1 protein-coding gene is annotated in these 1781 nt (G+C 41.4%); it reads left to right on the top strand.

What is annotated here, in order from left to right; genetic code table 11:
* Window positions 1-342 precede the first annotated feature (342 nt).
* A complete protein-coding gene (locus ACIR310F_RS0114770; protein WP_028084488.1) occupies window positions 343-1725 on the top strand; it encodes a malic enzyme-like NAD(P)-binding protein in 1383 nt (460 codons plus the stop codon).
* The last annotated feature ends 56 nt before the right edge of the window (window positions 1726-1781 follow it).

Here is a 1781-nt window from a genome sequence, read left to right on the forward strand (position 1 = left end):
TTCTACATTCGATAAATCCCCCACTGGTCTTTAATGCCTGGATTAAAAGACACCAAAACCTAAAAACTTTTTGGGTGTCCCATGAGCGTCAGCCGAATGGTGTTTAGGTTTTGATTTTGTGGGTTTTTCGGCCAATTTAGGGTGAAATACTATCGTTACCGGGGCAGAGGACAGGGAGAAATGAATATAAAATAAGACTTAGGCGGGCAACACTTATAAGGTAATAATTTCCGACACAACAGACTAGGGGTAGTTTGATAAGGGTTGTGGGCTTTAATGAAAAATCAAATTTGACGTAGCAATTCAATATAAAATCTAAAATTTAAAATCGAAATTAGCTCCATGACAAATCTGACTCCTAATTCTAGTTTTAGCGTCACACTGCGCTTACAAATTCCTAATCGAGTGGGGATGTTAGCATCTGTTACCCAAGCGATCGCCTCCACAGGTGGTAATCTAGGACAAATTGATTTAATTGAACAAAATCGTCAAGAATCTATACGTGATGTTACAGTTGATGCCGCCAGTACGGAACACGCAGAAACCATTGTGCAAGGGGTAAAAGAATTACCAGATATTCAAATAATTGATGTTTATGACCGTACCTTTAATTTACATCGCGGTGGCAAAATCAGTATTGTCAGCAGAATTGCTCTTAAAAGTGTTTCTGATTTAGCAATGGCTTATACTCCAGGAGTCGGTAGGATTTGTAAAGCGATCGCCGAAAATCCAGAGGAAGTATACAATTTAACTATTAAACAGAACACAGTGGCCATCGTTACCGATGGTAGTGCTGTATTAGGTTTGGGGAATTTGGGACCTGAAGCAGCTTTACCAGTTATGGAAGGAAAAGCCATGCTATTTAAAGAATTTGCTGGACTGGATGCTTTTCCCATCTGTTTGGATACTCAAAATGCTGATGAAATTGTCAAAGCTGTGAAAAATATCGCTCCTGTATTTGGTGGTGTGAATTTGGAGGATATTGCTGCACCGCGCTGTTTTGAAATTGAACAAAGATTACAAGCAGAATTAAATATACCGATATTCCATGATGATCAACATGGAACAGCAATTGTCACCTTAGCAGCCTTATTTAATTCTCTGAAACTTGTCCAGAAGTCCATTGCAGATGTTCGCATTGTTATTAATGGCGCTGGTGCGGCTGGGGTAGCCATTGCTCGGTTACTCCGCAAAGCTGGTGCAGAAACGATTTTGATGTGCGACTCTAAAGGTATTATTTCCACAAATCGCAGCGATTTAACCCCAGAGAAACTGGAATTTGCCGTTAAAGCCCAAGGAACTTTAGCTGGTGCAGTGCAAGGGGCGGATGTATTTATTGGTGTCAGTGCGCCGGGAGTTTTGACACCGGAAATGGTGCAAGGAATGAGAAAAGATGCCATTGTGTTTGCTATGGCCAATCCCATACCGGAAATCCAGCCAGAATTAGCCCCTAAAAACGTCGCTGTCATGGCTACGGGAAGAAGTGACTACCCGAACCAAATTAATAACGTCCTGGCGTTTCCAGGGGTGTTTCGTGGAGCTTTAGATTGTCGGGCGAGGAGGATTACTACTAATATGTGTTTAGAAGCGGCTAATGCGATCGCTTCTTTGGTGAATATTTCCGATTTAAACCGCCAACATATTATTCCTTCTGTCTTTGATAAACGAGTTGCTAGTGCGGTTGCTGCTGCGGTGCAACAAGCTGCAAGAGAAGAAGGAGTTTAGCTAGTTAAATATTTGCCAACTAATACTAACTAATGCTATGCTTTTCTTATGGCATA

This window comes from Dolichospermum circinale AWQC310F (genome assembly GCF_000426925.1).
GTDB lineage: Bacteria > Cyanobacteriota > Cyanobacteriia > Cyanobacteriales > Nostocaceae > Dolichospermum > Dolichospermum circinale.

Bases quoted from the DNA above. Each gene is read 5' to 3' on its own strand.
- ACIR310F_RS0114770 (WP_028084488.1), top strand. From the start codon at position 343: ATGACAAATCTGACTCCTAATTCTAGTTTTAGCGTCACACTGCGCTTA.